The 25,725-nt window shown below is 73.8% G+C and carries 26 protein-coding genes and 2 pseudogenes; 17 read left to right on the plus strand and 11 right to left on the minus strand.

Features of this window, described 5'->3' with window-relative positions:
* Positions 1 to 65: 65 nt before the first annotated feature.
* Positions 66 to 590: a hypothetical protein gene (locus ALMP_RS42195; RefSeq protein ID WP_264937339.1), complete on the minus strand. Its 525-nt coding sequence runs from the start codon at positions 588 to 590 to the stop codon at positions 66 to 68.
* A 314-nt stretch (positions 591 to 904) separates the two neighbouring features.
* Between ALMP_RS42195 and tuf the strand changes: the two genes are divergently transcribed.
* Together tuf and ALMP_RS42205 are read left to right on the plus strand one after the other, a co-directional pair.
* On the plus strand, positions 905 to 2,083 hold the full coding sequence (gene tuf / locus ALMP_RS42200) for an elongation factor Tu (protein WP_264937340.1): 1,179 nt from the start codon (positions 905 to 907) through the stop codon (positions 2,081 to 2,083).
* A 95-nt stretch (positions 2,084 to 2,178) separates the two neighbouring features.
* On the plus strand, positions 2,179 to 3,024 hold the full coding sequence (locus ALMP_RS42205) for a spermidine synthase (RefSeq protein ID WP_264937341.1): 846 nt from the start codon (positions 2,179 to 2,181) through the stop codon (positions 3,022 to 3,024).
* 79 nt (positions 3,025 to 3,103) lie between these two features.
* On the opposite strand, the gene ALMP_RS42210 is transcribed toward ALMP_RS42205, so the two are convergent.
* The 3 genes from ALMP_RS42210 to ALMP_RS42220 form a co-directional block, all read right to left on the minus strand.
* The gene (locus ALMP_RS42210; protein WP_264937343.1) at positions 3,104 to 4,435 is read right to left on the minus strand and encodes an MFS transporter; all 1,332 of its coding nucleotides are present in this window, start codon (positions 4,433 to 4,435) and stop codon (positions 3,104 to 3,106) included.
* A 150-nt stretch (positions 4,436 to 4,585) separates the two neighbouring features.
* Positions 4,586 to 5,632, minus strand: coding sequence for a hypothetical protein (locus tag ALMP_RS42215; RefSeq protein WP_264937344.1), 1,047 nt, complete (start codon positions 5,630 to 5,632; stop codon positions 4,586 to 4,588).
* A gap of 66 nt (positions 5,633 to 5,698) precedes the next feature.
* A complete protein-coding gene (locus ALMP_RS42220) occupies positions 5,699 to 6,646 on the minus strand; it encodes a hypothetical protein (protein ID WP_264937345.1) in 948 nt (315 codons plus the stop codon).
* Positions 6,647 to 6,732: 86 nt separating this feature from the next.
* Between ALMP_RS42220 and ALMP_RS42225 the strand changes: the two genes are divergently transcribed.
* Entirely contained in the window at positions 6,733 to 7,170 is a 438-nt protein-coding gene (locus ALMP_RS42225) for a DUF4442 domain-containing protein (protein WP_264937403.1), read from the plus strand.
* A 23-nt stretch (positions 7,171 to 7,193) separates the two neighbouring features.
* Here ALMP_RS42225 and ALMP_RS42230 read toward each other — a convergent pair.
* Positions 7,194 to 7,564 (minus strand): annotated as a pseudogene (locus ALMP_RS42230) (UTP--glucose-1-phosphate uridylyltransferase); the annotation flags it as partial.
* A gap of 138 nt (positions 7,565 to 7,702) precedes the next feature.
* On the opposite strand from ALMP_RS42230, the pseudogene ALMP_RS42235 reads away from it, so the two are divergent.
* Both ALMP_RS42235 and ALMP_RS42240 read left to right on the plus strand, forming a co-directional pair.
* A pseudogene (locus ALMP_RS42235) lies at positions 7,703 to 7,879 on the plus strand (DUF721 domain-containing protein); the annotation flags it as partial.
* 175 nt (positions 7,880 to 8,054) lie between these two features.
* On the plus strand, positions 8,055 to 8,327 hold the full coding sequence (locus tag ALMP_RS42240) for a hypothetical protein (RefSeq protein ID WP_264937406.1): 273 nt from the start codon (positions 8,055 to 8,057) through the stop codon (positions 8,325 to 8,327).
* Positions 8,328 to 8,388: 61 nt separating this feature from the next.
* On the opposite strand, the gene ALMP_RS42245 is transcribed toward ALMP_RS42240, so the two are convergent.
* A complete protein-coding gene (locus tag ALMP_RS42245) occupies positions 8,389 to 8,961 on the minus strand; it encodes a DUF4240 domain-containing protein (protein ID WP_264937346.1) in 573 nt (190 codons plus the stop codon).
* A gap of 134 nt (positions 8,962 to 9,095) precedes the next feature.
* Between ALMP_RS42245 and ALMP_RS42250 the strand changes: the two genes are divergently transcribed.
* The 3 genes from ALMP_RS42250 to ALMP_RS42260 all read left to right on the plus strand — a co-directional run bounded on the left by ALMP_RS42250 (position 9,096) and on the right by ALMP_RS42260 (position 13,254).
* Entirely contained in the window at positions 9,096 to 9,875 is a 780-nt protein-coding gene (locus ALMP_RS42250; protein ID WP_264937347.1) for an SDR family NAD(P)-dependent oxidoreductase, read from the plus strand.
* Positions 9,876 to 10,644: 769 nt separating this feature from the next.
* A complete protein-coding gene (locus ALMP_RS42255; RefSeq protein ID WP_264937348.1) occupies positions 10,645 to 12,528 on the plus strand; it encodes an RICIN domain-containing protein in 1,884 nt (627 codons plus the stop codon).
* A gap of 69 nt (positions 12,529 to 12,597) precedes the next feature.
* Positions 12,598 to 13,254, plus strand: coding sequence for a DedA family protein (locus tag ALMP_RS42260; RefSeq protein WP_264937349.1), 657 nt, complete (start codon positions 12,598 to 12,600; stop codon positions 13,252 to 13,254).
* A 3-nt stretch (positions 13,255 to 13,257) separates the two neighbouring features.
* Here the strand turns inward: ALMP_RS42260 and ALMP_RS42265 are convergent, their stop codons facing one another.
* On the minus strand, positions 13,258 to 13,797 hold the full coding sequence (locus tag ALMP_RS42265; protein ID WP_264937350.1) for a gamma carbonic anhydrase family protein: 540 nt from the start codon (positions 13,795 to 13,797) through the stop codon (positions 13,258 to 13,260).
* Between the two features lie 109 nt (positions 13,798 to 13,906).
* On the opposite strand from ALMP_RS42265, the gene ALMP_RS42270 reads away from it, so the two are divergent.
* Entirely contained in the window at positions 13,907 to 14,671 is a 765-nt protein-coding gene (locus tag ALMP_RS42270) for an acyltransferase (protein ID WP_264937351.1), read from the plus strand.
* Between the two features lie 99 nt (positions 14,672 to 14,770).
* On the opposite strand, the gene ALMP_RS42275 is transcribed toward ALMP_RS42270, so the two are convergent.
* Complete coding sequence (locus ALMP_RS42275; RefSeq protein ID WP_264937352.1) at positions 14,771 to 15,628, minus strand: DMT family transporter; 858 nt, start codon at positions 15,626 to 15,628, stop codon at positions 14,771 to 14,773.
* Positions 15,629 to 15,733: 105 nt separating this feature from the next.
* Between ALMP_RS42275 and ALMP_RS42280 the strand changes: the two genes are divergently transcribed.
* Positions 15,734 to 16,306, plus strand: a complete 573-nt coding sequence (locus tag ALMP_RS42280) for a helix-turn-helix domain-containing protein (protein WP_264937353.1) — start codon at positions 15,734 to 15,736, stop codon at positions 16,304 to 16,306.
* A gap of 43 nt (positions 16,307 to 16,349) precedes the next feature.
* Positions 16,350 to 16,907 carry a YbaK/EbsC family protein gene (locus ALMP_RS42285; protein WP_264937354.1) on the plus strand — a complete coding sequence of 186 codons (558 nt, stop codon included), beginning with the start codon at positions 16,350 to 16,352 and terminating at the stop codon, positions 16,905 to 16,907.
* A gap of 24 nt (positions 16,908 to 16,931) precedes the next feature.
* Here ALMP_RS42285 and ALMP_RS42290 read toward each other — a convergent pair whose 3' ends face one another.
* On the minus strand, positions 16,932 to 18,050 hold the full coding sequence (locus tag ALMP_RS42290) for a cation diffusion facilitator family transporter (protein WP_264937355.1): 1,119 nt from the start codon (positions 18,048 to 18,050) through the stop codon (positions 16,932 to 16,934).
* 63 nt (positions 18,051 to 18,113) lie between these two features.
* Between ALMP_RS42290 and ALMP_RS42295 the strand changes: the two genes are divergently transcribed.
* Entirely contained in the window at positions 18,114 to 18,473 is a 360-nt protein-coding gene (locus ALMP_RS42295; RefSeq protein WP_264937356.1) for a metalloregulator ArsR/SmtB family transcription factor, read from the plus strand.
* A 70-nt stretch (positions 18,474 to 18,543) separates the two neighbouring features.
* Here the strand turns inward: ALMP_RS42295 and ALMP_RS42300 are convergent, their stop codons facing one another.
* Entirely contained in the window at positions 18,544 to 18,951 is a 408-nt protein-coding gene (locus ALMP_RS42300; protein WP_264937357.1) for a CoA-binding protein, read from the minus strand.
* A 116-nt stretch (positions 18,952 to 19,067) separates the two neighbouring features.
* On the opposite strand from ALMP_RS42300, the gene ALMP_RS42305 reads away from it, so the two are divergent.
* The 5 genes from ALMP_RS42305 to ALMP_RS42325 all read left to right on the plus strand — a co-directional run bounded on the left by ALMP_RS42305 (position 19,068) and on the right by ALMP_RS42325 (position 25,259).
* A complete protein-coding gene (locus ALMP_RS42305) occupies positions 19,068 to 19,784 on the plus strand; it encodes a hypothetical protein (protein ID WP_264937358.1) in 717 nt (238 codons plus the stop codon).
* Positions 19,781 to 20,326 carry a histidine phosphatase family protein gene (locus ALMP_RS42310; RefSeq protein WP_264937359.1) on the plus strand — a complete coding sequence of 182 codons (546 nt, stop codon included), beginning with the start codon at positions 19,781 to 19,783 and terminating at the stop codon, positions 20,324 to 20,326. The genes ALMP_RS42305 and ALMP_RS42310 overlap by 4 nt, the downstream gene beginning before the upstream one ends.
* 35 nt (positions 20,327 to 20,361) lie before the next feature.
* The gene (locus tag ALMP_RS42315) at positions 20,362 to 20,988 is read left to right on the plus strand and encodes a YigZ family protein (RefSeq protein WP_264937360.1); all 627 of its coding nucleotides are present in this window, start codon (positions 20,362 to 20,364) and stop codon (positions 20,986 to 20,988) included.
* A gap of 117 nt (positions 20,989 to 21,105) precedes the next feature.
* Entirely contained in the window at positions 21,106 to 22,269 is a 1,164-nt protein-coding gene (locus ALMP_RS42320) for an exonuclease SbcCD subunit D (protein ID WP_264937361.1), read from the plus strand.
* Positions 22,266 to 25,259 carry an SMC family ATPase gene (locus ALMP_RS42325; protein ID WP_264937362.1) on the plus strand — a complete coding sequence of 998 codons (2,994 nt, stop codon included), beginning with the start codon at positions 22,266 to 22,268 and terminating at the stop codon, positions 25,257 to 25,259. Before ALMP_RS42320 ends, ALMP_RS42325 begins: the two co-directional genes overlap by 4 nt.
* On the opposite strand, the gene ALMP_RS42330 is transcribed toward ALMP_RS42325, so the two are convergent.
* Complete coding sequence (locus tag ALMP_RS42330) at positions 25,253 to 25,699, minus strand: Lrp/AsnC family transcriptional regulator (protein WP_264937363.1); 447 nt, start codon at positions 25,697 to 25,699, stop codon at positions 25,253 to 25,255. The two genes, ALMP_RS42325 and ALMP_RS42330, sit on opposite strands and share 7 nt — an antisense overlap.
* Positions 25,700 to 25,725 lie beyond the last annotated feature (26 nt).

Below are 25,725 nucleotides of genomic sequence, written 5' to 3' on the forward strand. Positions count from 1 at the left end.
CGTCACAGGAACGGAGACGGTCGGTGCCGACGGAATGCCTCATCGCCCTATACGAGCTTATTGCCCTAATTGCCCGGAATGTCAGGGCTGGTGAAGCGGAAGGGCACCGAGAGACGGGCGGCCAGGGCCCCGCCGATCCGGTCGGCCACGACGGCCGAGGGGTGCCGCGCGCCGGGGTCCTCGTCACCGAGCCGACGGACGGCCGCCCCCCAGGGGATCGTCGTCAGCCGGTGCTCGCCCGCGGGCTCGGCGGTGACGGCCACCAGGTCCACGAACCAGTCGTGGACGGTGTCCCCGTCCCACACGGCCTCGATCGCCACGACCCGCCCGGTCAGCCCCGCCGCGCGGACGGCCAGGGATTCCACGTCGAGAACAGGCCCGGGCCTGCGGGCGACGCGGTCACCGTGGTGCAGGTAACGCTCGTGGACGACGAACTGGGCGCCGTCGAGCCCCAGCCCGCGGGCCCGGCCGGCCTCCAGGACGGCCTGGACCGCCGGCAGCCGGGCGTCCCGCAGCACATGCCCGTCGACCTGGTCGCGCACGTCGCCGGGCAGCGACGACCACCAGTCGGCGGGGGGCAGGTCGGTCATCCGGGTAACACCCGTCCTTTCGTGAGGTGACAGCCGAAAACCATTCGACACCCGTCGAACCCTCGGCCAGGATCTACCCCATGTTCCGGTACGCCTTCGTCGTCACAGCATCCGCGGTCGCGGATGCCCCGAAGGCTGCCGTTCCCGTTGTCGTGGCCGCCGTCGACGGCGCCCGAAGCTGACCCTCTCCGGATCGTCCGGCGGACCCCGCAGGGGGAGGGTCGGCGAGTTCTCGGGGTCCCCGTCCCGGCCGCGCCCACGCGCCGCCGGGGCCATCACTCAGCACCTTCACTGAGAGGCTTCGAGGTATCGCCATGTCCAAGACGGCATACGTGCGCACCAAACCGCACCTGAACATCGGCACGATGGGGCACGTCGACCACGGCAAGACCACCCTGACCGCCGCCATCACCAAGGTCCTCGCCGAGCGCGGCGCCGGCGGTACCACCGCGTACGTCCCGTTCGACCGCATCGACAGGGCGCCGGAGGAGGCGGCGCGCGGCATCACCATCAACATCGCGCACGTCGAGTACGAGACCGACACCCGGCACTACGCGCACGTCGACATGCCCGGCCACGCCGACTACGTCAAGAACATGGTCACCGGAGCCGCGCAGCTCGACGGGGCGATCCTCGTCGTCTCGGCGCTCGACGGGATCATGCCGCAGACCGCCGAACACGTGCTCCTCGCCCGGCAGGTGGGCGTGGACCACGTGGTGGTGGCCCTGAACAAGGCGGACCGGGCCGACGAGGAGCTGGCGGACCTCGTCGAGCTGGAGGTCCGCGACCTGCTCACCGCGCACGGCTACGGGGGCGACGCCGCGCCCGTCGTACGGGTCTCCGGGCTGAGGGCGCTGGAGGGCGACCCGCGGTGGACGGCGTCGATCGACGCGCTGCTCGACGCGGTGGACACCTATGTGCCGATGCCCGAGCGGTATCTGGACGCGCCGTTCCTGCTGCCCGTGGAGAACGTGCTGACCATCACCGGCCGGGGAACCGTGGTCACCGGGGCCGTCGAGCGGGGCACCGTGCGCGTCGGTGACCGCGTCGAGGTGCTCGGGGCGTCCGTCGAGACGGTCGTCACCGGGCTGGAGACCTTCGGCAAGCCGATGGAGGAGGCGCAGGCTGGGGACAATGTGGCGCTGCTGCTGCGCGGGGTGCCGCGCGACGCCGTCCGCCGCGGGCATGTGGTGGCCGCGCCGGGGAGCGTCGCGCCGCGACGGCGGTTCTCGGCGCGGGTGTACCTGCTGTCCGGGCGCGAGGGCGGGCGCACGACGCCGATCGCCACCGGGTACCGGCCGCAGTTCTACCTCCGTACGGCGGACGTGATGGGCGTCGTCGACCTGGGGGAGACGGGGATCGCACGGCCCGGCGAGACGGTGACGATCTCCGTCGAGCTGGGGCGTGAGGTGCCGTTGGAGCCGGGGCTCGGGTTCGCCGTCCGTGAGGGCGGGCGGACCGTGGGGGCGGGGACCGTGACCGCCGTCGCGTGAGGGGAACCCCGCGTGCGGGGGCCGTGGGCCGGCCGTGACCGGTCGCGCGGTCCCCGCGCTCCTCGGCCTCTTCGGGCGCGCGGGACAATGAGGGCGTGAACGAGTCCCTCCCCGTCTCCCGCGCCGTCGATCACGGCACCGCCAAGCTGATGCCCGACGTCGACCGGGAGCGGGCCTGGCTGCTGACCGTGGACGGGGCGCCGCAGTCGTACGTCGATCTCGACGAGCCCGACCACCTGGAGTTCGAGTACGCGCGGCGGCTGGGGCACGTCCTCGACGTCCTCGCGGAGGAGGGACGGCCGCTGGAGGTGCTGCACCTCGGCGGCGGGGCGCTCACCCTGCCCCGGTACGTGGCCGCGACCCGTCCGGGCTCACGCCAGGACGTCGTCGAGGCCGACCGGGGGCTGCTGGACCTGGTCGTCGAGCATCTGCCGCTGCCGGACGGCGCGGACGTCGCCCTGCACGCGGCCGACGCCCGGGCCTGGCTGGAGGCGGCACCCTCAGGCTCGGCGGACGTGCTCGTCGCGGACGTCTTCGGCGGCTCCCGCGTGCCCGCCCATCTGACGTCCCTCGCCTACGCGCGTGCGGCCGGGCGGGTGCTGCGCCCCGACGGTGTCTACCTGGCGAACCTCGCGGACGCGGCGCCGTTCGCCTTTCTCCGCTCCCAACTCGCCACGCTCGCCGAGGTCTTCGAGGAACTCCTGCTCATCGCCGAACCGGCGGTGCTGCGGGGGCGCCGCTTCGGCAACGCGGTCCTCGCCGCGGCCCACCACCCCCTCGACATCACGGGCCTGGCCCGCCGTACCGCCTCCGACGCCTTCCCCGCCCGCGTCGAACACGGCCCCGCCCTGCGCGACTTCATCGGCGGCGCCCGCCCGGTACGCGACGAGGACGCGGTCCCGTCCCCGGAGCCACCCGACGGGGCGTTCGGGATCGGTTGAACGTTCCGTCAGTGCCCCGGGAGGAGCCGGGGCGGGGCGGCCGCCGTGCGGCGAGTGCCCCTGCCGGGGTGCGTGCGCGTCAGCCCCGGCCGGTGGCCCGTGTGTTCACCCCCGTCGGGTCCTCGTCCCCGACCTCGTCCGGGGCCGCCGGGGGAGGGGTGTGGGCGGTGACCTGTTTGGTGCGGCGGGTCAGGTTCCTGACGTCCGGGACGCACAGGACCGCCGCCGTGACCAGGACGACCACGACGGCGCAGCCCCACAGGGACGCCGTGCGGCCGAAGGCGGTCTCCGCCGGGCCCGCGAGGGCCGTGGCCAGGGGAATCAGGGCGACCGAGCCGAACCAGTCGTAGGCCGAGACCCGGGAGAGCTTGTCCTCGGGGATCTCCTGGTGGAGGGCGGTCATCCAGGAGACGCCGAAGACCTCCAGGGTGACGCCGGTGAGGAACATCACCGCGCACAGCACACCGATGGGTACGGGAACGGCGAGCGCGGCGGACGGAAGGGCCAGAGGGAAGACGCAGAGTGTGCCGGCGAGCAGCAGACGGCGTGGCTTCCAGCGGGTCATGAGGAAGGCGCCGGCCACCGTGCCCGCGCCGAAGAAGCCGAGCGCGAGACCCCAGGGGCCCGGCCCGCCGAGATGGTCCCGGGCGACCAGCGGGCCGTAGACCGCGTCGACGGCGCCGATCACCGCGTTGGCGACGGAGAACTGGAGCACGATTCCCCACAGCCACGGGCGGCCGATGAACTCGTGCCAGCCTTCCCGCAGATCGGCGAGCATGCCGCCGCCCGGCCCGCGCGCCGGGACGTCCCTCACGTCGAGGAAGGCGCGCAGCGACCCGGCGAGGGCGAACGCGGCGGCGTCCGCCGCCAGGACCCAGCCCGGCCCCACCACGGCCACCATGGCACCGCCCAGGGCCGCGCCACCGAGGGCCGCGCCCTGCATCGCCATCCGGAACACCGCGAACGCCCGGCCGGCCTGCTCCCCCTGGACCGAGGAGAGCAGCATGCCCTCGGCGGCGGGACTGAAGAACGCCTGGCCGCTGCCGCCGAGCGCGGTCAGCAGCATCATCTGCCACAGCCGCGGCTCGCCCGCGAGGACGAGCGCCGCGAACGCGGCCTGCGACAGACAGTTGAGGGCGTTGGCCGCGACCATCACGCGGTGCCGGGGCAGCCGGTCGGCGACCGCTCCGCCGATGAGCAGGAACAGCACCAGTGGCAGCGTGCGGGCGGCGGCGACCAGACCCACGTCGCCGCCGTCGCCCCCCGTCTCCAGGACGGCGAACGCGGCGGCGATGAGCGCCCCCTGACTGCCGAGGTTCGTGATGAACGCGGCGGCGGTCAGCAGGCTGTAATTGCGGCCCGCCCAGGCGGGTCCGCGCAGCCGGGAGGGCGTGTCGGCGGCTGAGGTCACCGGCCGACTATCCCCGCCGAGGCGCCGATCCGCCAAACGGATTACCTGCCGGGGCCCGCACCCGCCCGCTCCGGCTGACGCACCCGCCGGTCGTACTGACGCGCCCGCCCAGCCGTGCCGACGCACCCGCCCGGTCGTGCCGCGTGCCGCTCAGTTCTGCGTGGGCTCCCCGTGCAGCCGCACGGTCGAGAGGATCTGCATGATCGTCGCCTTCGGCAGCTCGTCCTTCACGCCCTTGGCCGCGTACAGGTTGAACGACACGAAGTCGCTCTTGCTGTTCTTGAAGCCGAACGTGATCGCCTTGCCGTCGCTGTCGCACTTGCCCTTCTGGGGCGTGTTCGTCGACTGCGCCCAGGCGTAACTGCCCTGGACGCCCGAGGCGGTGGTGAAGGCGGTCGCCTTCTTGTCGAAGGTGATGCTCTTCTTGTCCGGCTCGGTGTAACCGCCGAAGACCCACCAGGCGGGTGTGTTGATGGCGATCTCGTCGGTGTTCTTGGCCCCTTCGGCCCCCTTGGTGCCGGCCATCGCCAGCGGGGTGTCGTCGGCGTCGCCGTCCTTGTCGGAGTCGGTCGAGCACCACTTGGACTTGAACTCGGCGGTACCCGACATGATGATCGAGTCGTAGCCGTCGGGCTGTTCCTTGTCCTCCCACTCGAAGCCCTGCCCGAGCCCCGGGGACTGCACCTCCCAGTCCGCCGGCACGTCGAAGGCGATGCCCCACTTGGGGTTGATGACGACCTTCCAGCCCGCGACGGTCGGCTTCTCCGTCTCGTTGTCCCGCGGGTTGTCGTCGGTGCCGGACGACGCCGAGGCCGAGCCGCTCGGATCGGCGGACACGGTCGGGCTCTTGCTGCCCTTGCCGGTCGCCTCCGCCGGGTCGTCGTCGCCGCCCAGCACGAGGAAACCGGTGACACCGGCGGCCACGACGACGGCCGCGGCCGCCACGATCGCGATCAGCTTGGTGCGGTTGCCACCGCCGCCGGTTCCGCCCGGGCCGCCCGCCTGCGGCGCGCCCACGGGCGTGGGGACGTTCCACTGCGGCTGCTGCGCATAGGGGTTGGGCTGCTGATGACCCGGCTGCTGCTGATAGCCGGGTTGCTGATAGGGATTCGGCTGCTGGTATCCCGGCTGCTGGTACGGATTGTTCTGCGCCTGCGGGTTCTGCTCTCCCCCGGGCGGCTGCTGTCCTGGCCACATGGCCAGAAACCCTAGTCCCGCCCGGGACACGTTTCGGTCACCACCCCTTGTCAGGGACGTACCGAATCAGGAGTCGGAGGGCTCGAACACGCGCACCGTGCCCATGATTTTCCGGATTGTGGCTTCCGACACCTCGTCACGGACCCCCTTGGCGCCGAAGAACGACCACGACGCCAGGTCGCCGTCCGGGGTCTTGAAGGCGAACGTGGTGGCCTTGCCGTCGGAGTCGCACTTGCCCTTCTTCTCGACCCCGGAGGACTGCGAGGTGGCGACGCTGCCGGTGAGGCCGGAGGCGGTCGTGAAGGGGGTCACCGGGCCGGTGGTGACCTTGTCCCGGTCGGGCTGGGTGTAGTCGCCGTAGACCCACGCCGCCGAGTCCGCCCGGGCGATCTCCTCGGTGTTCTTCGCGCCGTTGTTGCCGCGGGTGCCCGCCTGCGCGAGCACGGTGTGGTCGTCGACGCCGTCCCGGTCGTCGTCCGAGGCGCACCACTGCTCCTTCAGCACGGCCGGGGCCTTCATGGCGACGAGCGGCTTCTCCGTGGGGTCGTCGTCCTCGGCGACCCACGACACCCAGTCGGTGGACCTCGGGGCCCACTCGGCGGGCACGTCGAAGGCGACGCCGATGTCGGGGTTCGCGACGACCTTCCAGCCGGCGATCGTCGGCTGCTGGGCGGCGCCGCCGCGCGGGTTGCCGGAGGAGGAGGCGGAGGCGGAGACGGAGGAGGGGGCCGGGCCGGGAGCCGCCCCGTCGTCCCCGCCGCCCACCAGCACGACGCCCGTCACGGCGGCGGCCACCACCACGGCGGCGGCCGACACGATCGCCACCACCTTCGTCCGGCCCCCGCCGCCCCCGGCCGCAGGCGCGGGCGCCGCCGTCACGGTCGGCGCGTTCCAGGGGGCGACCGGCTGCTGGTACGGGTTCGGAGGTGCGGGCTGGGGGTGCTGGAAGTTCTGGGGGTGCTGCGGATACGGCGGGTTCGGGCCGCCGGTCGGCGCTTGTTCTCCTGGCCACATGGTCGGCCAGCATACGGCGATCATCACACCGGTCTGGCGGGCACAGGCTACTCGCGGGTAACCTCGTGGGTATGAGCGCAGACCAGATGTCCATCGGCGAGATGCTCGCCGCCACGGTGCCCATGGCCCGGACCCTGCACCTCGAGTTCCTCGAGACCGGCCCGGAGAAGGCCGTGGTCGCCCTGCCGGACCAGAGCGACTACCACAACCACGTCGGTGGACCGCACGCCGGAGCGATGTTCACGCTCGGCGAGTCCGCGAGCGGCGCGATCGTCCTCGCCGCCTTCGGCGACCAGCTCTCGCGGGCCGTGCCGCTCGCCGTCAGCGCGCAGATCGGCTACAAGAAACTCGCGATGGGCGCCGTGACCGCCACCGCGACGCTGGGCCGCCCGGCCGCCGAGGTCGTCGCCCAGCTCGACGCGGGCGAGCGCCCCGAGTTCCCGGTGTCGATCGAGATCCGCCGCGCCGACGGCGCCGTGACCGGCGAGATGACGGTCGTCTGGACCCTTCGCCCCAACGGCTGAGACGGGGAAACCCGGCCGCGCCCTCACGCCACCAGACGCTCCCTCGCGTCCCGCTCCTCCAGGCCTGCCGCGAACTCCTTCAGCCGGCTGATGAACTCCGGCCCCAGGTCGGGCCGGTGGCAGGCCAGGCGGACGACCGTGCGGAGGTAGTCGGCCTTGTCGCCGGTGCCGTAGCGCAGGCCGGAGAAGACCACGCCGTGGACCGTGCCGCCGACGGCCGGCTCCTGGAGGGCGTCGGTGAGCTGGATCTCGCCGCCCCGGCCGGGCAGGTGCGGTCGAAGACGTCGAAGACGGCCGGGTCGAGGACATGGCGGCCGATCATGGCGTACCGGCTCGGCGCGTCCGCGCGGGCGGGCTTCTCCACCAGGCCGGTGACGCGCACCACGCCCCCTCCCCGGTTCCAGACCGCGCAGCAGGCCGTCCAGGAGCATCGAAGAAGCCGAAGCGGCGCACCGGCAGCGTCGTACGCCGTGACGGCCGCGAGCCGCTCGGGCTCGGTGCGGCGATCGGCATGACGATGACCGAGCGCGGCATGGTCGCCCCGGCCGCCGGCGGCAGCGTCCTCGCCCGGTTCGACGACATCCTCGCCGTGGCCGCGCCCGAGCTCACCGGGCACGTCCAGGCCGTGGGCTTCGACGCGGACACCGGCCGCCTGGACGTCGCCCTCGACGCGCCCGCGTACGGCACGCAGCTACGCTGGAGCGCACCGAAGCTGATCGCGGCGGCCAACAAGCGGGTGCAGGGCGCGAACGTCCGAGCCGTCCACGTCCTGCCGCCCGCGCCCGCGAAGGCCGGCCCCGCCATGGCGGCCGCCGATCCGGTCCCGCAGCCAGCCGTGCCCACCGTGCCGGTGGAGCGCCGGACGCCGCCGGAGGGATACCGTCGTGCGATCGAGGCACACCGCCAGGCCGTCCCTGGCGGACCCGGCCATCGCGGAGGCGGTGGAGCGGCAGACCGCCGCGATGCGGGAGCGGTCGCGCCGTGCGTTCCCCGAGCCCGACATCGTCGCGGAAGATGCGCCGGCCCCGATCGAGCAGGCCCGCGCCCAGCGCCGCCGCCAGGCCGCGGCGACCGCGGCCGCCGCGCTGCGCCGGGCCCGAGCCGAACCAGCCGGGAAGCTCCCCGCACCCCGGCCGGTGGTCGGCAGGACGGCATGACCCATCACCAGGGGATGGAGGCACCGGCGTGGCGGGGAGGGATGCCTTCTGAGAGCCCTTTTCAGGGGCTTGTGTCAAGGAACAGGGCGGCCAGACGGGGAAGCCGACGCCTCATCTCCCTGTCGTCGTCGAAGTCGAAATCCTCGCCCATATCAACCGCGTTGTCGCTCTCCGTATCAGCCTCGCGGAAACTGCGCCAGGCTTCGTAGAAGGCATCCGCATCACCCGTGATCCGTTCGAACGCGCCGCTGGCCGCATAGTTCACGTCCTCGTAGAACAGCACCTCGGAACGGTCCCGGAGGTTCGCCGCCTGAACGACATCAGGATGCGAACCGAGGCTGTCAGGGTCAGCGGCCACGCGCTGGTACCACTGACAGCCCAAGGCGATCACACCGGCGCGGAAGTCCATGAAACTGTCGTCGGAGCACCCGCCCCCGATGAGGTAAGCAGCCGCCCACACATCCCAGCGGTACAGGGCGTCGTGCAGCTCATCGAAGCGTTCCGCATACTCCAGGATCTCCTGCCGCGGTCTCTTCGCGAGCTGCTCGACGAGGACCTCGTCAAATGGCTCGCCCGTTGCGGCAGCCCCGGCTTGGGCGGCTTCGATGACGTCCCAGAACGTGTCGATCTCCATGACCGCGCACTCTGCCACGACCCGATGACAATCGATCGTGGCCACCCTGCCGACACCTGGCCATTGCACGGAACTGCGGACAGAGCCTCCGCCCCGGCCACTCTCGCCGTGGACGCGCCGCCTAGGGTGCGGGCATGATCTCGCATGACTACCTCTCCGAACTGTTCTCGCTGGACGGGCGGGTCGCCGTGGTGACGGGCGGCAGTTCTGGCATCGGCCGGGCCATCGCCGGGGCCCTCGCGCGAGCGGGGGCGAGCGTGGTGATCGTGGCGCGCAAGGAGCCGGAACTGGCCGCAACGGCCGACGAGCTGGCGGCGGATGGCTGCCGGGCGGCCTGGGTGAGCGCCGACCTGAGCACCCGCGACGGGGTGCGCGCGGCGGCGGAGCACGCAGCCGAGGTGTTCGGCGAGCCCGACATCCTCGTCAACAGCGCCGGGATCAACCTGCGGCCGCCGATGGGCGAGCTGGGCGAGGACGTGTGGGACGCCACGATGGCGGTGAACCTGGAAGCGCCCTACCTGTTGGGCCAGCGGTTCGGGCCCGGCATGGCCGAGCGGGGCTTCGGGCGGATCATCCACATCACCTCCCAGCAGGCGCACCGGGCGTTCGTCCAGAGCGGCGCCTACGGGGTCTCCAAGGGAGCACTGGAGTCACTGGCCCGCTCACAGGCTGAGGCGTGGTCACCACACGGCGTCACCTGCAACACGCTGGTGCCCGGCTTCGTCATGACCCCGCTCAATGCGCGGTTGTCGTCCGACCCGGAGAAGGCGGCGGCGCTGGCCGCGCGCACGATGGTCGGGCGCAACGGACTGGCCGAGGACTTCGCCGGAGCGGCGGTGTTCCTGGCCAGCCGCGCCTCTGACTACGTCACTGGGCAGGCGATCTTCGTCGACGGCGGGCTCTCCGTTTGCTGAGCCCCTCGGAGACCGGCACCAGACCGAGCAGACCGCCGAGCGCGAATGAGTATCCTGCCGACTCGGAGGCGACGAACCCACCGCACTTTCGAGCCTGCCTTTCGAAGACGCCGGGGGTTCCCGATGAAAGTCCCTCAGTCACGCTGAACCCACGGCTGACCTGCCGTTGACCTCGAAGTTTCGTGACGGTCCGCCGACGGAGTCGGTGGACCGTTTTCGTGCCGTGGGCTGAGCCTGTGCAGGCCGAAGACCCGAGGAAACGGCGGAGCCGTAGTCGGCGGGGCTCCCAGAGGCGGGCCTTGCCGGTCAGGGCGAGCATCGGCATCCAGGCGGCGGGGGAGTGGGGGTGTTCATGGCGATCATGCTGGGCCACTCGGATGGGAGTACGGCGGGAGTCACCTTCGAGATCGCTGTGGATGAGGGCCGGCGCTTGGAGGTTCCGTGTCTCATCCGCCTTTCTCCGTACACAAGTTGACTCAGGGATTCCGCAGCGCTTTCGACAACGGGTGCGGATACCGTCGGTAACTTATCTGAATAGCCCTCGCTTTGAACTCCGGTCACTCGAACTCCTTGTTTCCCGTGAGGCGCATGTGCGAAGGTGAGCCTCCCCGCGGGCCGGTCGATCGGGACGACGCACCCGGTCGGACCATAAGTACGCACCAATCACACGCCAGTTGTCACCGTCGAATCACCGCACCGATCACACACCTGCTTTCCGGCGGACGCCCATGCCCTGTGCCGTTCGTCGGCTGGGAAGGAAATTGGTTTCGTGCCGTCCCCGAACCCCCCACGCCCGCCCTACCCGCCCCGCCCCGGATGGACCCCCGGGGACTCCGACCGCGACCTCGCGGCCCGGCTGGGCACCGACGGCAACGCCCGTGCCGTCGCCGTCCTGCTCGCCCGGCACTGGCGGGCGACGTACGACTACGCCACCGTCTGCCTCGCCGGACCCGAGGACTCGGCGCGGCTCGTGGCCGCCGCCGCGTTCCACGAGGTGTTCGGCCGGCTCGCGCAGGGCCGCATGGGCGGAGCGCTGCGTCCCCAACTCCTCGTCGCCGTACGGAACACGGTCCGGGAATGGGCCGGATCGGAAGGCGTGATCGCCGTTCTGCCGGAGTTGCGCAAAACCGTCGGCGGCCGCGGACTGCGTGCCGCGCGGCCCACGACACCCGAAAGGCGACAACTCGCCGAACGCGCTTTCCACTCCCTCCCGGGCGCTTCCCAATGCCTGTTGTGGCATACGGAGGTGGAGGCAGAGCCGCTAACCATACCCGCCGGTCTGCTGGGCGTCGACGGCATCACCGCGGCGGCCGGACTGGAACGGGCCAGGGAACAATTCCGCGCCGGCTGCGTACGCGCCCATCGGGAACTCGCGCCGACCACCGAATGCCGCTTCTACAACCGCCTCCTCGACGTTCCCCTGCGCCGCGGCGGAACCCTGCTGCCCGATGTCCGCCGCCATCTCGCCCAGTGCCGGCACTGCCGTCACGCGGCCGAACAGCTCAGCCACTTCGACGGCGGGCTGGACGTGCTGCTCGCCGAGACCGTCCTCGGCTGGGGTGCCCGCCGCTATCTCGACTCCCGCCCCGGACGGGCGAGTTCCACCGGCACCGGGGACCCGACTGGGCCGGTGCGCCCGACGCGTGGGACCGGCCGGCACCGCACCACGCCGGCCGGTCTGCTCGAACTGCCGGGCGGGCGCTCCAGGAAGGCGGTCCTGGTCGGCGTCGGCCTGACCTCCCTCGCCCTGCTCGCGACCGTCCTCGCGGCGGGGAGCTGGTCCGAGGACAACGGTGTCCCCGACTCCCGGGCCACCTGGGGCGCGCCCGTCGGCCGCACCGACACCCCCGGAACCCCGGACGGCTCCTCCGGCCGGCCCGGCGGCGCTCCCACCACCGCCTCGGCCGCCGACCCCGCCGACGTCACCCTCGGCCGGCTGCGCGCCACGGCCTCGGGGCTGTGCCTCGACACCGCCGGCGGCCGCGCCGAGTCCGGGGCGGCGGCCGTCCTGGCGGTCTGCTCGTCGGCCGCGTCCCAGCGGTGGTCGTACCAGGACGACGGACTGCTGCGCAGCGCCGCCGCCCCGACCCTGTGCCTGGCCGCCGACCCCGAGCGCGGGACGGCCGCCCTCGCCGGGTGCGTGGTGCACTCCGGTGAAGTGTTCTTCGACCTGACCGTGCGCGGGGAACTGTTACTGCGGCGCGGCGAGGGCGGCCTCGTCGTCGCCCCCGGTGCCGGCCGCCCCCACTCACCCGTCGTCGTCACGGGACGGGACGGCTCCGAGGGCCAGCGCTGGGAGATCGACGCGGCCGCCACGGGAGAGCGGCCGCCCCTCCCGACGCCCGCCCCGGACGGCGCCGCGGAGGGCCCGGCGCTGCCGCCCGCGGCACCGGGCCCGGACAGACCCGTGCCGGAGGGCGCCCCGGCCGAGCCGGACGTCCCACAGCGCGACGAGGAGCACAGCCAGGAAGACGGCCAGGAGCACGGCCAACGGTTCGTCCAGGTCGCCTGCTGCGAGACGCCCGCGCCGGCCGACGCGCCGGCCTTCCCGCCGGACCCGGTCACGATGGCCGGCGGCGTCCTCGAAGACGGCCTCGGCGACGCGCTCACGGCCGCGACCGGGCCGCTCGGGACCCTCGGCACGACCCGGTAGGCTTCCCGGCGTGCGCCCGGCCGGGGCGCGCGCCGGGAACGCAGGGACGTCGAAGGGGAGGAACCGGCGGTGCACGTCCAGGAATGGCTGGAGGCCGTACCCGCGGTCGCCATCTACGCGCTGGTGGGTGTGGTCATCGGCCTGGAGAGCCTGGGCATCCCGCTGCCGGGCGAGATCATCCTCGTCTCCTCGGCGCTGCTCGCCTCCCAGCACGGCGAGATCGACCCCGTCGTCCTCGGCACCTGCGCCACCGCGGGCGCCGTGATCGGCGACTCCATCGGCTACGCCATCGGCCGCAAGGGCGGGCGGCCCCTGCTGGCCTGGCTGGGCAAGAAGTTCCCCCGGCACTTCAGCGAGGCGCACATCGCCACCGCCGAGCGGTCCTTCGAGAAGTGGGGCATGTGGGCCGTCTTCTTCGGCCGCTTCATCGCCCTGCTGCGCATCTTCGCCGGCCCGCTCGCGGGCGTGCTGCGCATGCCGTACTGGAAGTTCTTCGTCGCCAACGTCCTCGGCGGCATCCTGTGGGCGGGCGGTACGACGGCCGTCATCTACTACGTGGGTGTCGTCGCCGAGTCCTGGCTGAAGCGGTTCTCGTGGCTGGGACTGGTGCTGGCGGTGCTGATCGGCGTGACGTCGATGCTCGTGCTCAAGCGCAGGGCGAAGAAGGCGGCGGCCGGGCGGCCGGCGGCCGATCCGGAGCCGGAGCCCGTCCCGGCCGCCGAGTAGCTCTCAGCCAGTGGGGTCCCGGTGCACCTCGCGGTGCGCGCCGGCCAGCTCCGCGTACATCGTCCCGTTCAGGGTGACGCCCGCGCGCTCCTCGTCCGTCAGCTGCCGCTTGACCTTCGCCGGCACGCCCGCGACGAGGGAGCCCGGGGGCACCCGCATGCCCTGCGGCACCAGGGCCTGCGCGGCGACCAGGGAGCCGGCGCCGATCACCGCGCCGTTGAGCACCGTCGCGCCCATGCCGACCAGACAGTCGTCCTCGACGGTCGCCCCGTGCACGACCGCGTTGTGGCCGACGGAGACCCGCTCGCCGATGGTGACGGGGAAGCCCGGGTCGGCGTGGAGCGTGCAGTTGTCCTGGATGTTGCTGTGCGCCCCGACGGAGATCCGCTCGACGTCGCCGCGCAGCACCGCCCCGTACCAGACGCTCGCGCCGGCCTGAAGGGTCACATCCCCGATCACCGAGGACATGGGCGCCACGAACGCCTCCTCGTCGATCTTCGGGTCCCTGCCGCCGATGCCCGTGATCAGCGCCTTCTGCGTCATCACCGTCTCCTGTCGTCCGCGGTACACCCGCACCGTACGCCACCCGGTGGGGTGAAGATCACAGGGATCCGGCCATCACGACGTGCGACGCGCTGAGTACGGTGAGCGGGTGCCGAAGCGCAAGAACACGTTCTCGTCCTGGTGGCGCCGCCTCGCGCAGCGCGCCGTCCACGCGGGCTGGGCCTGGGTGCAGCGCACCGGCTCCGTCACCGCCGAGCACCCCGGCCGCTTCCGGTTCGGCTCGATGGGCACCGGCACCCGGCTCGCCTTCCCGCTCGGCACGGTCTTCGGCGAACCCTGGATCCACCTCGGCGCGCACTGCATCGTCGGCGAGCAGGTCACGCTGACCGCCGGTCTGATGCCCGACCTCGACCTCGGCCCGGACCCGATCCTGCGCATCGGCGACGGTGTGGTCCTGGGCCGCGGCAGCCATGTCATCGCCGACACGACGGTCACCATCGGCAGCGACTGCTACTTCGGCCCGTACGTCTACGTCACCTCCACCAACCATTCCTACGACGACCCGCACGAGCCGATCGGCAAGCAGTGGCCGCGGATGGACCCCGTGGAGATCGGCCCGGGCTGCTGGATCGGCACGGGCGCGGTGATCCTGCCGGGCGCGCGCGTCGGACGGAACGTGGTCGTCGCGGCCGGCGCGGTGGTGCGCGGCACGGTGCCCGACCACGCCGTGGTGGCGGGCGCCCCCGCCCGCGTCGTACGGCGCTGGACACCCGCCGAGGGCTGGCAGCCCCCGCTGCGCACCCCGCCGCCGGTGCCGATCCCCGACGGGGTCACCTCGGAGCAGCTGGTCGCCCTCTCCGGCCTGGACGAGGAGACGGCGGCGCGGCTCGCGCGACTGGAGCCGGAACGCTGAGCCGGCTGTGAGGCGCGTGTGATGTCGGCCCGTGGCCGGGAGGGCGGTGGTGGTGAGGGCCGGATTGGCGCCTGCCGTCCGGGCGGCGGGCGTGTGGTGTCAGCCCGTGGCCAGGAGGACGGTGCCGATCAGGGCCAGACTCGCGCCCACCGTCTGGACGGCGCGCAGGCGCTCGCGCAGGAAGCCGCGTGCGGCGAGGGCGGTGACCACGGGGTAGAGGGAGGCGAGTACGGCGGCCACGGTGACCGGGCCGTGCTGGGCGGCGACGGCGTAGGTGCCGTTCGCGGCGACGTCGGCCAGGCCCACGAAGGCGTACGCAGGCAGGGCGGTCCACGGCAGGCCGCCCTCGGGCAGCGCGGGTGAGCCGCGCCGCACGGCGGCGCAGAGGGCCGCGCCCCCCACGGCGACATTGACCACGCGCTGCGCGAAGAGGGCGAGGAAGAGACCGGTGACGGTCGTGGACGCCTCGGTGATCAGGACGAACACCGTGCCGAAGCCGAGCGCCGCGACCAGCGTGAGCAGGACGGCCCGCCGCTGCACGGACGCGCCGCGCAGGTGTGGGCCGCCCGCCAGGACGACCCCGACGACCGCGACGGCGATGCCCGCGAGCTGCACCCACCCGGGGCGTTCGCCGAGGAACAGGCCGACCGAGACCGGGACGGCAACGCTCAGGGTGGCGAGCGGCGAGACCACCCCCATGGGGCCGAGCGCCAGCGCCTGGTAGAAGGCGAACAGCGCGACCGGGCCCACCAGCCCGGCGCCGACCGCGAACCACAATCGGGGCCCGGCCTCGCTCCAGCCGCCGGTGGCGACCACCACCACGCCCAGGACGGCCGCCGCCACGGACTGCGAAACCACGACCACCGTCAGGGCCGGCGCGCGCCGCGTCAGCAGTCCGCCGCCGAAGTCGGCCAGGCCCCACAGCAGGCTCGTGGTCAGGGCGAGGAACGCTGTCACGAGGGCCTCGCAGTACAGTTCGGTACACGATCAGGTGCATCTCACCGTAGTGCAGGGCATTGAACCCTGTCATCCAGAATATTGGACTCCTGAAGTGGACGGAATGTGTCGGACCTCGACCTGCTGACCCAGTCCCTGGCCCGCAGCGTCAAGCACTGGCGCGGCGTGCGCGGCTTCACCCTCGACGTGCTCGCCGCCCGGGCCGGTGTCAGCCGGGGGATGCTGATCCAGATCGAGCAGGCCCGCACCAACCCCAGCCTGGGCACCGTCGTCAAGATCGGCGACGCGCTCGGCGTCAGCATCACCACCCTCCTCGACTACGAGAAGGGCCCGAAGGTCCGTGTCGTCCCCGCGGACCAGGCGGTGCGGCTGTGGCACACCGAGGCGGGCAGCCACAGCCGACTCCTCGCGGGCACCGAGGCGCCCGGCCCGCTGGAGTTGTGGGACTGGCGGCTGATGCCCGGCGAGCGCAGCGGCTCCGAGCCGCATCCGGCGGGCACGGTCGAGATCCTCCACGTCACGGCCGGTGAACTGACCCTGACCGTCGACGGCGCGGAGTACCGCGTCCCGGCCGGCGCGAGCGTCACCTTCGAGGCGGACGCGCCGCACGTCTACGCCAACGACGGCGACATCCCGACGGAGATGGTGCTCGCCGTCTCGGTGCCTCCCGTGGCCTGAGACGGCCCGCCGACGGCCGCCGGTGTGCTGTTAGCGTGCGGCCATGGACGCACCCATCGGACATTTCGACAATGCCAGGCCCGCCCCCGACTGCCTCGACGAGCTCACCCGCCCGGTCGCCGAAGCCGTACGCCACTGGAACGGCAGTGTCCCCGCCGACGAGATCGTCTACGTCGACACCGACCCGCGGTGGGCCGACACCGCCGTCTTCGTCGAGCGCTACGGGCAGGAGCTGCTGGAGCGGTCCGCCAACTGCGTGGTCGTCGCGGGCAAGCGCGGTGGTGAGACCACCCTCGCCGCGTGCCTGGTCCTGTCCACCACCCGGGTGGACGTCAACGGCGTCGTACGCCGCCAACTCGGCTCCCGCAAGGCGTCGTTCGCCTCGATGGACACGGCGGTGGGGGAGACCGGCATGGAGTACGGCGGCATCACGCCGATCGGACTCCCCGCCGCCTGGCCGCTGCTCGTGGACTCGGCCGTCGTCGACCTGCCGTACGTCCTCGTGGGCAGCGGACGCCGGCGCGGCAAGCTGCTGGTGCCCGGCAAGGCCTTCGCGGAGATCCCCGGAGCGGTCGTGCTGGAAGGCCTCGGCGTGGCCTGAGGCGGGTTTCGGCGTGGCCCGAGGTCAGGCCGTGTGGTGGGCCAGCGCCAGATGCGGGTCCGCCTCGCCGGGGACCGGCGCCGGGTCGGCGTGGACGAGCGCGGCGGTGAGCCGGGGAACCGCGTGCAGCAGGGCGTGTTCGGCCTCCACCGCGATCGCGTGTGCCTGGCGCACCGTCACATCGCCGTCCACGACGACCGCCACCTCGGCGCGCAGCCGGTGCCCGATCCAGCGCAGCCGCAACTCGCCCACCCCGCGCACCCCGTGGACCTCCTCCAGCGCCCGTTCGGCCCGGTCGACCAGCGCCGGGTCGACGGCGTCCAGCACCCGCCGGAACACCTCCCGCGCCGCGTCCCGCAGCACCAGAACGATCGCCGCGGTGATCGCCAGCCCCACCACCGGGTCCGCGAGCCGCCACCCCAGCGCCGCGCCGCCCGCGCTCAGCAGGACGGCCAGCGAGGTGAAGCCGTCGGTGCGCGCGTGCAGCCCGTCCGCGACCAGCGCGGCCGAGCCGATCGCGCGCCCGACGCGGATGCGGTACCGGGCCACCCACTCGTTGCCCGCGAAACCGACCAGCGCGGCCACCGCCACGGCGGGCAGGTGCTCGACCGGCCGCGGATGCAGCAACCGGTCCACGGCCGTCCAGCCGGCGAAGGCCGCCGACGCGGCGACCGTCAGCACGATCACCAGACCCGCCAGGTCCTCCGCCCGCCCGTAGCCGTAGGTGAAGCGGCGCGTGGCCGCCCGCCGCCCCAGCACGAACGCGATCCCGAGCGGTACGGCCGTCAGCGCGTCCGCCGCGTTGTGCACCGTGTCGCCGAGCAGCGCCACCGACCCGGAGGCCACGACGACGACCGCCTGCATCGCGGCCGTCACGCCCAGCACCGCCAGCGACACCCACAGGGCGCGCAGGCCGCGGGCGGAGGACTCCAGGGCCGCGTCGACCTTGTCGGCGGTCTCGTGGGAGTGGGGGGTGAAGAGGTGGGAGAGGCGGTGGGAGAGGCGGCGGCTCGGGCCGCGGCGCGGAGGCTTCCGACCGTGTGGGTGCGGGCGTCCGTGGTCGTGGGCGTGCCCGTGGCCGGGCGTGTGCGGGTGTCCGTGGTCCTGGGCGTGCCCGTGCCCGTGGTGGTGCCGTTCGCTCACGTCGGTCCCCTTCCGCTGCGCCGGGGGTGGACCCGCGCCCACCCTCGGCGCCATTATGTGCGTATGAGCGCACGCATGCACCTGTCATCTGCGCATGATGCGCACCCGCACAGCCCCGGCGAGGAGCAGTTCACCCTCGCCGCCGAGCTGCTCGCGCTGCTCGGCGACCGCACCCGCCTGACCCTGCTCCACGCCCTGGCCTCCGGCGAGGCCGACGTGACCACGCTGACGGAGCGGTGCGGTGCGGCCCGGCCCGCGGTCAGCCAGCACCTGGCGCGGCTGCGGCTCGCGGGGCTGGTGGCCACCCGCAAGGAGGGGCGCCGGGTGGTCTACTCGCTGCGCGACGGCCATCTGCGCCGCCTGGTGGACGAGGCGCTGAACGTCGCCGACCACCGGCTGAGCGACCGGCCCCCGCACGACTGACTCAGCAGCGCTCCGCCGTGCCCAGGTACTGCTCCGCGAAGGCGGCGGCGGTGAACGTTTTTCGAGGGGATCACCGCAGCCGGGGGATCTCGATCGCCGGGCAGCGGTCCATCACCATCTCCAGCCCCGCGGCGCGCGTACGGTCGTAGGCGGCCTCGTCGACCACCCCCAGCTGGAACCACACCGCCTTCGCGCCCCGGGCCACCGCCTCGTCGGCGACGGCTCCCGCGAGGTCGCTGTTGACGAACACGTCGACCACGTCCACGTCGAAGGGGATGTCCGCCAGGGAGGCGTAGCCCCGCTCCCCGTGCACCGTCTCCGCCTTGGGGTGGACGGGGACGACCCGCTTGCCGAAGCGCTGGAGCACCTCGGCGACGCCGTACGCCGCGCGGCGCGAGTTCGTCGACAGGCCCACCACCGCCCAGGTGTCGCCGAGCCCGGTCAGGATCTTGCGGATCGTCGCCTCGTCGCCGTACACGGGTGGCCTCCTGAGCATGAGAACGGGAAGGGTGCGCACCGGCACAACAGCGGACGGCGGGTCCTCATTCCGTGCCGTCGCACCGCGGACGGCCCTCCACCGCCTACGCTCACTGCGTGCTGCGCATCATCGACGCCCGAACCGGCGAGCCCACCGCCGCCGCACCCGTCCGCCGTGGCCTGACCCGGGTCCAGGCCCACGCGTCGGCGGACGACGCCGGCGAGCTCCGCGTCCTCCTCGTCGCCGACCTGCTCGTCCGGGCCCTGGAACTCGGCGGGACCCCCGTCCTCGCCACCCTGGCCGGCGACCGGCACCGGCCGAGGCTGCGCGCGGCCGCCACGGCGCTCGGCGTGCGCCCCTTCGAGGACGGGCAGGACCTCGGCGGGCAGGTCGTGCACGTGCTGGAGGCGGGCCGTGGGGCACCCGAGGGGATCCGGGTGGAGGTGGCGGCGGTGCGGGACCCGCGGGCCTTCGACCGGGTCTTGGCCGAGGACCCGGCCGCGCTCCGCCTCACCCTGCTCTCCCATCACCACCGCGACCCCGTCCGGCTCGACACGGACATGCCACGCGAGGCCCACGACACCCTCGCCCGCTGGCGCCGCGCCGTCGCCCGCTGGGCCCGCCACCCCTCCCGCCCGGTCCCCGACGAGGTCCGTGACCGTCTGCGCACCGCCTGGGAGGCCGACCTGGACGTCCCGGAGGTGCTGCGCGTCCTGCGGTGGGTGGAGCGGGCGGGCCCGGACCTGGCGGACGGCGCCCGCTTCGAGACGTACGCCTACGCCGACCGGCTGCTCGGCCTCGACCTCACCCGCGACCTGGGAGCCCCGGCGTGAGCGCGCGCGTCGGGGCGGGGCCGCTGCGGCGGCTGGTCGTGCTGCGGCACGCCAAGTCCGCCTGGCCGGAGGGGGTGCCCGACCACGAGCGGCCGCTCGGCCCGCGCGGGCGCCGGGACGCGCCGGCCGCCGGACGGGCCCTCGCCGAGGCCGACTGCCTGCCGGACCTCGCCCTGTGCTCGACCGCCGTCCGCGCACGTCAGACCTGGGAGCTGGCCTCCGCCCAGTGGGGGACCCCGCCCGCGGTGCGCTACGAACCGCGGCTGTACGCGGCCGGCGTACCGACCCTGCTCGACGTGGTGCGGGAGACGCCCGGCGAGGTCGGGACGCTGCTGCTGGTGGGGCACAATCCCGGGCTCGAGGAGCTGGTGCTCGACGTGGCGGGGGAGGGGCTGGACGACGCTCTGGAGCAGGTGCGGACGAAATTCCCGACGTCCGCCCTCGCCGTCCTGGCCTGGCGCGGTTCCACCTGGCGCGACCTCGCCCCGGGCACGGCCCTGCTGACCTGGACCGTCGTACCGCGCGGGAAGAAGGGCGGCTGAGCGGCCGGCTCGCGCGCCTCGCATAGGCTGACCGGATGCAGGACGAGTACCGCACCGTCACCCGCGCCGGTGTGCACGAGACCGAGGTCAACCGCTCACGTTTCCTGTGCGAGATCGCACCGGCGGCCACCGAGCAGGAGGCGCAGGACTTCGTCGCGGCCGTCCGCAAGGAGCACGCCGACGCCACCCACAACTGCTGGGCGTACGTCATCGGCGCCGACGCGTCCGTGCAGAAGGCCAGCGACGACGGCGAACCGGGCGGCACCGCGGGCGTGCCCATGCTCCAGATGCTGCTCCGGCGCGACATGCGGTACGTCGTCGCCGTCGTCACCCGCTACTACGGCGGCGTCAAACTCGGCGCCGGAGGGCTGATCCGCGCCTACGGCGGCGCGGTCGGCGAGGCCCTCGACGTCCTCGGCACCCGCACCCGCCGCCGCTTCCGCCTGGCCACCGTCACCGTCGACCACCAGCGCGCCGGCAAGCTCCAGAACGACCTGCGCGCCACCGGCCGCGAGGTGCGCGACGTGCGTTACGGCGAGGCGGTCACCCTCGAGATCGGCCTGCCCGACGCCGACGTGGACACCTTCCGCGGCTGGCTCGCGGACGCCACGGCGGGCACCGCCCGCCTCGAACTGGGCGGGGAGGCGTACGGGGACGCCTGACGTCCGGGCGACCGTCGGGCGAAATGTCCGTAACGCTCCGCTGTGTCGCCTGGCATGACGGGGTGATACGGGAGTAACCGCCCGGGCTGTCGGACCCTCCCGTTAGTCTCGAGGATCATGAGGCTCCTGCACACTTCCGACTGGCATCTCGGCCGGGCGTTCCACCGGGTGAACATGCTCGGGGCGCAGGCCGAGTTCATCGGCCACCTGGTCACCACCGTGCGCGAGCGCGCGGTCGACGTGGTGGTCGTGTCGGGGGACGTGTACGACCGGGCGGTGCCGCCGCTGGCCGCCGTGGAGCTGTTCGACGACGCCCTGCACCGGCTCGCCGCCCTGGGCGTGCCGGCGGTGATGATCTCCGGCAACCACGACTCCGCCCGACGGCTCGGCGTCGGCGCCGGACTCATCGGCCGGGCGGGCATCCACCTGCGGACCGACCCCGCGGCGGCCGGCACCCCGGTGGTGCTCGCCGACCCCCACGGCGACGTCGCCTTCTACGGCCTGCCCTACCTCGAACCGGCCCTGGTCAAGGACGAGTTCGGGGTGGAGAAGGCCGGCCACGAGGCGGTGCTCGGCGCCGCGATGGACCGGGTCCGCGCCGACCTCGCGACCCGCGCGGACGGCACGCGTTCCGTCGTCCTCGCCCACGCCTTCGTCACCGGCGGCCGGGCCAGCGACAGCGAGCGGGACATCACCGTAGGCGGGGTCGCCTCGGTGCCCGCCGGCGTCTTCGACGGCGTCGACTACGTGGCGCTCGGACATCTGCACGGCTGCCAGACCATCACCGAGCGGGTGCGCTACTCCGGCTCCCCGCTGCCGTACTCCTTCTCCGAGGCCGGGCACCGCAAGACCATGTGGCTCGTCGACCTCGACGCCGACGGGTCGGTGACCGCCGAGCGGATCGACTGCCCCGTCCCCCGCGCGCTGGCCCGCCTGCGGGGCACGCTGGAGGACCTGCTCGCCGATCCCGGTCTCACGCGCCACGAGCAGGCGTGGGTCGAGGCGACGCTCACCGACGCCGTGCGCCCGGCCGACCCCATGGCCCGGCTCACCGAGCGCTTCCCGCACACCCTCAGCCTCGTCTTCGCGCCCGAGCGCGCCCCGGACGGCCCCGACGTCTCCTATGCCCGGCGCCTGGCCGGCCGCAGCGGCCAGGAGATCGCCGAGGACTTCGTCGCCCATGTACGCGGAGCGGGGCCCGACCTGCGCGAGCGGGGCGTGCTGCGGGACGCCTTCGACGCCGTACGCGCCGACGACGCGGTGCGGGAGGTCGCCCGATGAGGCTGCACCGGCTCGACCTCACCGCCTTCGGCCCGTTCGGCGGCTCCCAGAGCGTCGACTTCGATGAACTGTCGGCCGCCGGCCTCTTCCTCCTGCACGGCCCGACGGGCGCCGGCAAGACCTCCGTCCTGGACGCCGTGTGCTACGCGCTGTACGGCTCCGTCCCCGGCGCCCGGCAGAGCGGCCAGGGCCTCACCCTGCGCAGCGACCACGCCGCCCCCGGCACCCGCACCGGCGTCACCCTCGAACTGACCGTCGCCGGACGGCGGTTGGAGATCACCCGCCAACCGCCGTGGGAGCGCCCCAAGAGGAACGGCCGCCCGGGGACGACGGTCGACAAGGCCCAGACCTGGCTGCGCGAGTACGACGCCGCCGCCGGGACGTGGAAGGACCTCAGCCGGTCCCACCAGGAGATCGGTGAGGAGATCACCCGGCTGCTCGGCATGAACCGCGAGCAGTTCTGCCAGGTCGTGCTGTTGCCCCAGGGCGACTTCGCCCGCTTCCTGCGCGCCGACGCCGAGGCGCGCGGCCGGCTGCTCGGCCGGCTCTTCGACACCCGGCGCTTCGCCGAGGTCGAGAAACGGCTCGCCGAGCGCCGCCGCGGCGCCGAGGGACGCGTGCGGGAGGGCGACGCCGAACTGATCGCCGTCGCCCACCGCATGCAGCAGGCCGCCGGCGACGCCATGGAGCTGCCCGAGCTGACCCCGGGCGAGCCGGGCCTCGCCGAGGCGGTGCTGACCGCCGCCGCGGTGGCCCGCTCCACCGCCCGCGAGCAGCTCACCATCGCCCACTGCGGCCGCCTCGCCGCCGAGTCCGCCCAGGCCGCCGCCGAGCGCGCCCTGGACGACGCACGCGAACTGGCGCGCTTGCAGCGGAGGTTCGCGGAGGCACGGGAGCGGGCCCGGGCGCTGGAGGAGCGGGCCGGGGAGCACCGGGAGGCGCGGGAGCGGATGGAGCGGGGCCGCAAGGCCGAGGCCGTGGCGCCCGCGCTGGAACTGCGGGACGCCGCCGACGCCGAGCACCGCGGGGCGGCCGCCGCCGAGGCACGCGCGCGTGCCCTGCTGCCGGAGCGGTTCGCGGACGCCGGTGCCGCGGGTCTGGCCGCCGCCGCGCGCCGGGCCGCCGAGCAGCTGGGCGGGCTGGAGTCGGCCCGCCGCGGTGAGCACCGGCTGACCGAACTGGTCGCCGAGCGTGCCGACCTGGACCGCCAGGAGCGCGCCGACGAGGACGTCCTGGCGGAGAGCGAGAGCTGGCTCGCCCGGTGGGACACCGTCCGCACGGCCCTCCAGTCCCGGATCGAGACCGCCCAGGAGGCCGCCACCCGGGCCGAACAGCTCGCCGTCCGACGGGAGCCCGCACAACGGCGGTCGACAGCCGCCCGCGAGCGCGACCGGCTGGCCCGCGACACCGAGGACGCCCGGCGGCGGGCCCTCGCCCGCGCCGAGCGGGCCGTGGCGGCCCGCACGCACTGGCTCGACCTGAAGGAGCAGCGACTCAACGGCATCGCCGCCGAACTGGCCGCCACCCTGAAGGCCGGCGAACCCTGCGCGGTCTGCGGCGCCACCGACCACCCCGCCCCCGCCCGCAAGGTCGCCGGACACGTCGACCGCGAGGCCGAGGAACGCGCCCACGAGGCCTCCCAGCGCGCCGAAGAGGAACGGGCGGACGCCGAACGGGCCCTCGGCGCCCTGCGGGAGAAGCTCGCCGCCGTCACCGCCGAGGCCGGCGACACCCCGGCCGACCGGCTCGCCGCCGAGGTCGAGGAGCTGGAGCACGACTACGCGCGGGCCCGCCGGGACGCCTCCGACCTGCACGCCGCGCGTGAGGAGCTGCGCCGCGCCGAGCAGGAGCACGAACAGCGCGCCGCCGCCCAGCGCGAGGCCGCCGTCCGCGCCGCGTCCCGCGTCGGCCACCGGGACCGCCTGGAGCGTGAACGGGCCACTCTGGAGGCGGAGTTGGCGCAGGCCCGGGGCGCCGCCGAGAGCGTGGCCGAGCGGGCCGCGCAACTGGAGCGGCAGGCCGCCCTGCTCACCGACGCCGCCGACGCCGCCCGCGCCGCCGAGGAGAGCGCCGAGCGCCTCAAGGCCGCCGACGGGCGCCTCGACGAGGCCGCCTTCCGCGCGGGCTTCGACACCCCGCAGGCCGCCGCCGACGCCCTCCTCGACGCCGACGCCCACCGTGAGCTGCAACGCCGCCTGGACGCCTGGCAGACCGAGGAGGCCGCCGTACGGGCCGTGCTCGCCGAGCCGGAGACCCTGGCCGCCGCCCAGCGGCCCGCCGCCGACCTCACGGCGGCCGACGAGCACGCCGCCCGGGCCGCCGAGCGGCTGCGCCGGGCCGCCTCGGCCCAGGACGCCGCCGCCCGCCGCTGCGCCGAACTCGACCACCTCTCCGCGCGCGCCGCCGACGGCGTACGACGCCTGGCGCCGCTGCGCGAGGAGTACGACAGGGTGGCCCGTCTGGCCGGACTGACCGCCGGCACCTCCGCGGACAACGAGCGCAGGATGCGCCTGGAGTCCTACGTCCTGGCGGCCCGGCTGGAACAGGTGGCCGCCGCCGCGACCGTACGGCTGCAACGCATGTCCTCCGGCCGGTACACCCTCGTCCACTCCGACGACCGCACGGGGCGCGGCCGCAGCGGGCTCGGGCTGCATGTCGTCGACGCCTGGACCGGCCGGGAGCGGGACACCGCCACCCTGTCGGGCGGCGAGACCTTCTTCGCCTCCCTCGCCCTCGCGCTCGGCCTCGCCGACGTCGTCACGGACGAGGCGGGCGGGGTCCGGCTGGACACCCTCTTCATCGACGAGGGCTTCGGCAGCCTCGACGACCACACCCTGGACGAGGTCCTCGACGTCCTCGACTCGCTGCGGGAGCGGGACCGCAGCGTCGGAATCGTCAGCCACGTGGCCGATCTGCGGCGGCGCATCCACGCCCAGCTGGAGGTCGTGAAGGGCAGAACCGGGTCGGTGGTGCGGCAGCGGGGTCAGTGACCCAGCGGGCGCCGTGGCAGGGGCGAGGAGTACACGACGCTCGTGGTCACCGAGCCCAGGGCGCCGATCCTGCCCGACACCTCCTCCAGGTGCCGCATCGAACGGGCGGCGACCTTGATGACGAAGCAGTCGTCGCCCGTGACGTGGTGTGCCTCCAGGATCTCCGGCGTCGCGGCGACCAGGTCGTGGAACGGCTTGTAGTTGCCGGTGGGGTAGCGCAGCCGGACGAACGCCAGGATCGGCAGCCCCAGCCGCTCGGGGTCCACGACGGCCGTGTACCCCTGGATCACGCCCGCCTCCTCCAGCCGCCGGACGCGGTCGGTGACGGCGCTCGCGGACATCGACACGGCGCGTGCCAGTTCGGCGAAGCTGGCCCGGCCCTCGCGCTGGAGGACCTCGAGGATGCGCCAGTCGGTGGCGTCCGGGGAATACGCGGTCATGTGCGAGGGATAGCAGGGGAATCCCC

Origin of the sequence: Streptomyces sp. A012304, from assembly GCF_026008495.1 — a bacterium.
GTDB lineage: Bacteria > Actinomycetota > Actinomycetes > Streptomycetales > Streptomycetaceae > Streptomyces.